Genomic DNA, 3,655 nt, shown 5'->3' with positions numbered 1-3,655 from the left:
TCTACGCTGTGGCTCGCGGTCACCGCACGATCTTTGGTTGTCTTCACAAACTCCGAATGATCACGCGGTGGCCGTCGCCATGCGACCCCGACCCCTCAAGATCGCAAAGTGTCGCTGGAGTACTAGGGGCGAAACGTGGCAGAGCTGCGGGATGTGCTCGTCGTCGGTGGCGGTCCAGCAAGCGCGGCCGCCTTGCGGCCGAACAGTCGCGTCCGCAGGCCGACGTCCTGCTGCTGGACCGCGAGGACTTCCGGCGCGACAAGGCGTGCGGGCCTCCGCGACGGTCGCCGCAGGCCCGCTGGCCTCGACGGAATTCTCCACCACCCCCACCCCCAAAGGGGTATCTCTGACCAGCAGTTCAGCGTTCGACTGCCCCTGCCTCTCGTACTTGCAGAGTCTGATCAGACGGGTGAACGAAGAGTCTCGATGAACATCGAATCCGAGGGACATCCTGGCTTAACGGGCAACCAAGGTGGGCCGTTTGGAACTCTCGCCGACATCAGGGACCCCAGGTGGGGTGGGCAGCGCCTGGGCCGGCAACTGGGGATAGGTGACGAGATGAGCCACCCCTGTAGCAGCCGGGCGACGGCCGTAGCTCGATGGTCAGGTACGGCGACTGGTGCACAGCGGAGAGATTCGGAAACAATGGCGCTGTTGCGACAGCCTGCTGCTCGGTTGTCCACGCATAAAGAGACGTTGTTCCGATCACGCATACGGACACGGAGTTGCTGACGTACCAGCCATACCCAGTGACGGTTCGCATTCCCCCGCCCGCGTTTGACCGAACAACGTCCACGAAAACGCGGATGAGGGAGATGTTGTCCAGCGAGCCACCAGGCAGATTGCATATGTGGAAATCATCGCCAACCATGACGAATGTATAGAACAGTCGGACGTCCGGCTCCCATACGCCGAACGTGCAGGTGAACTGCGCCTGCGCAGCGGCGCTGGTCCGCTTTTCTGAGCCCTCCGCTGCGAGACGCATCAGGGAGAGGCCGTCCGGATCCACGGACGACGCAATCATCTCACCGTCTGCGTTCATGGAGAATTCGAGTGTGGGGAATGTCTTCGCGACGCCATCGGCCGCAAGGGACCCCGTCTCGCTGGACATCCTTCCCACCCAGGTCTCGTTGGGCAGGGGAGTGAGGTCGACGAAGCTCCCCGAGTAGCCGCCGGCGCCCGGCGATCGCGCAGCCGTCAGCAGGAAGCGATGCGTTTCGAGGTCAGGGGCGCCGCTTTTTACCGGGGCTGAATCTTTTCCCAGGTAATGCATTTGTGCAGCCGGACCAGCCAGTCGGATGTCGGGACGATTCGCGCTTTGCGCGAGATGGCGAACGCTGTCGAGCACGCTTGCGGGCACATTATCCGGCGCGGAACTCGCCGCCGCAGAGGTGAGCGGCGCAAAAGTGGTGGCTGCTAATAAGGTGAATGCCGCGCATCCACGCAGCAGAGATCGCGCACTGATTCGCATCGCCAGGCTCCTTCGAACGAGCCCCCCTCACAGATTCGCGCGCGTGTTGCAGAGATAAATCTCTGCCTGAACGCCACCCCTGTCAACCCCCAGTGCCGTTCAATAGCGATTTGATCGCGACTTCGCCGTCCCGGTGCGCTGGCCGAAATCCACCCGCCGCCAGACGGCTCATATAGGAGGTCGGCCCACATATGCCCAAAACCCACATTCGGGCCGATAAACCTGAGGGCCGCCGTTGGCACCGTCGTACCAGCTCGCCGGGCCTTGACCGGCCACCGCATCCCGAGGGCTGAACACCGTTCGCCTGGGCTGCTCTCGGAGGCGCTGCCGAGCATGCATCCCGCATCGATCCCCTCATCGAACGCGGCCCGTTCCGCCGGCCACCAGAGGTCAGGCCGGGCGGAGTCTGCTTCCTTCCGGCGTGAAGGTGAAAGCGTCCTGGAATGCTCTTCTTCCCAAGCGGACGGCTCGAGTACGTCGGTGTGTGTGCGATCCTGAGCAGCCCCGCAGAGGAGTCTCCGTCGTAGGGACGCGTGCTCCTCCGCCGTAAGGGTCGTGTCGGGCTGTAACCATCCATGATCGTGGGCGAGTTCGGCGTAGATCGAGGCGACGGCGTCCTGGCAGGGAACAGGCAGTACGGTGCTGAGCGCTCCGGTCACGCCGAGACAGTTGAAGACGCCCCGGGATTCCAGCGTCCGCAGTTCTCGCGCCCACTCCTGATCCTGGTGTTCGGCGTAGGCCAGGTGATCGAGCAGGAGGCGCAGCGCCATCTCACCACCGAACATGCCGGGCCTTGAGGTGGGCGCGGATCTCGGCCGACGAGCGCGGGCCGGGGAAGGTCGTCATGATGCTCATTCTCATGTCACAGCCGTCCGGCGCTTCCGCGAGGCCGGTGCGGGCCCGGTGCGGGCCCGGCATCGGCGAAGCCTCATCCCGCAGGACGGCTCACGGCGGGTGAGGTGTCCATGCGCCAGGCCTGCCGCAGGATGACCGCCAGGCACACCACTTCCACGGCGGCCAGGACCAGGTAGTGGGGTTTCGCCGATCCGCCGCCGATGATGAACGCCGCGGTCAGCGGGACCGCCACCAAGGTGACCCGCCGGGTCACCGCCGGTTTCAACACACGCGACAACACCACCATCACGATCGGGATCTCGACCATGACCGCGGATCCCACCAGGAGCAGCGGGGTGACGGGTACGCCCTCGGCATGCCCCGCCATGAGCCCTCGCAGAAATCCGGCGTCCAGGAAACTGAGGACATCCGCGTAGAGCATGGTGAACATGACGACGATCCACAGGGTGGAGAGTCTTGCTCGCACGTCACTCATTTCGGCCTCGGCGCCTTTCTGGGTCGTTGGACGGGGGGTCCGGGGATTCCCGGCCGGTTCCGCGCGGCTGCCGGCGATGACGGAAGCTGCCCGTACCGGTCATGGGGACAGGCTGGCGCGACGGGCGGGCGCATCGCTACGGCCGCAGGTCGGCGCCCGGATGGCCGAAGGTTGGCGGTACGGGATCTACTTTGGTCGGATTCCGCTGGACCCGGGGCGGCCGTACCCTTTGGTCGTGACGACCCCGGCAGGCCTGGACCATCGGATCCTGCTCCCCGCCAGCGCGCTCAGCGGGCCCGAGCCCGCACCGGCGCGCCCGGCCGGACGCACCAGGCGCGACTGGGCGGCCGATGTGGCGTTGTTCCTGCTGGCCATCGGCCTCACGGCGCTCGGCGTGGTGGAAGGCCTCGGCCAGCGTCCCGCACCGGTGCCGTTCGCGGTGGACGTCGCCCTCGGCGGGCTGAGCTGCCTGGGGATGTGGCTGCGCCGGCGCCGGCCGGTCGGCTTCGCGGCGGTCGCGGTGGCGTTCAGCGTCTATTCGATGTCGGCCGCGGGGGTGGCGCTGATCGCGCTGTTCACCGTCGCGGCGCACCGGCGCGTGGCGGTGGTCGGCCCGATCGTGGCCGGGTGCGTGCTGGTGCCGTTCCTGACACCGCTGGTCCGGCCGGACGTCCCGGTGCCGCCCTGGTGGCAGGTCCTGCTGGGCTTCGCCTGCGTCGCCGCGGTGCTCGCCTGGGGGATGTTCGTACGAGCCCGGCGGCAGTCCCTGCGCGAACGGGCCCGGCGGGTCGAATCCGAGCGGGAACTGCGTCTCGCCCAGGTCCGCCAGTCCGAACGCGACCGGATCGCCCGGG

At 66.8% G+C, this 3,655-nt stretch carries 3 protein-coding genes and 1 pseudogene; 2 read left to right on the top strand and 2 right to left on the bottom strand.

The genetic code is table 11. The features are described from left to right. Positions 1 to 499 precede the first annotated feature (499 nt). Positions 500 to 1,471, bottom strand: a complete 972-nt coding sequence (locus ACTWPW_RS63290; RefSeq protein WP_443174898.1) for a hypothetical protein — start codon at positions 1,469 to 1,471, stop codon at positions 500 to 502. A gap of 581 nt (positions 1,472 to 2,052) precedes the next feature. Between ACTWPW_RS63290 and ACTWPW_RS63285 the strand changes: the two genes are divergently transcribed. Further along, complete coding sequence (locus ACTWPW_RS63285) at positions 2,053 to 2,268, top strand: hypothetical protein (RefSeq protein WP_443174897.1); 216 nt, start codon at positions 2,053 to 2,055, stop codon at positions 2,266 to 2,268. 131 nt (positions 2,269 to 2,399) lie between these two features. Here the strand turns inward: ACTWPW_RS63285 and ACTWPW_RS63280 are convergent, their stop codons facing one another. Further along, positions 2,400 to 2,792: a DUF6326 family protein gene (locus ACTWPW_RS63280; RefSeq protein WP_375117428.1), complete on the bottom strand. Its 393-nt coding sequence runs from the start codon at positions 2,790 to 2,792 to the stop codon at positions 2,400 to 2,402. A 244-nt stretch (positions 2,793 to 3,036) separates the two neighbouring features. On the opposite strand from ACTWPW_RS63280, the pseudogene ACTWPW_RS63275 reads away from it, so the two are divergent. Next, positions 3,037 to 3,655 (top strand): annotated as a pseudogene (locus tag ACTWPW_RS63275) (sensor histidine kinase); the annotation flags it as partial.

This window comes from Nonomuraea sp. KM90, assembly GCF_052246675.1.
Taxonomy (GTDB): Bacteria; Actinomycetota; Actinomycetes; order Streptosporangiales; family Streptosporangiaceae; genus Nonomuraea.
The sequence above is the reverse complement of the archived record's forward strand: the minus strand, read 5'-3'. Positions and strand labels throughout refer to the sequence as shown.

What these genes read in the sequence shown, in the direction of transcription:
- ACTWPW_RS63290 (WP_443174898.1), bottom strand. Translation starts at nt 1,471, where the DNA reads ATGCGAATCAGTGCGCGATCTCTGCTGCGTGGATGCGCGGCATTCACC.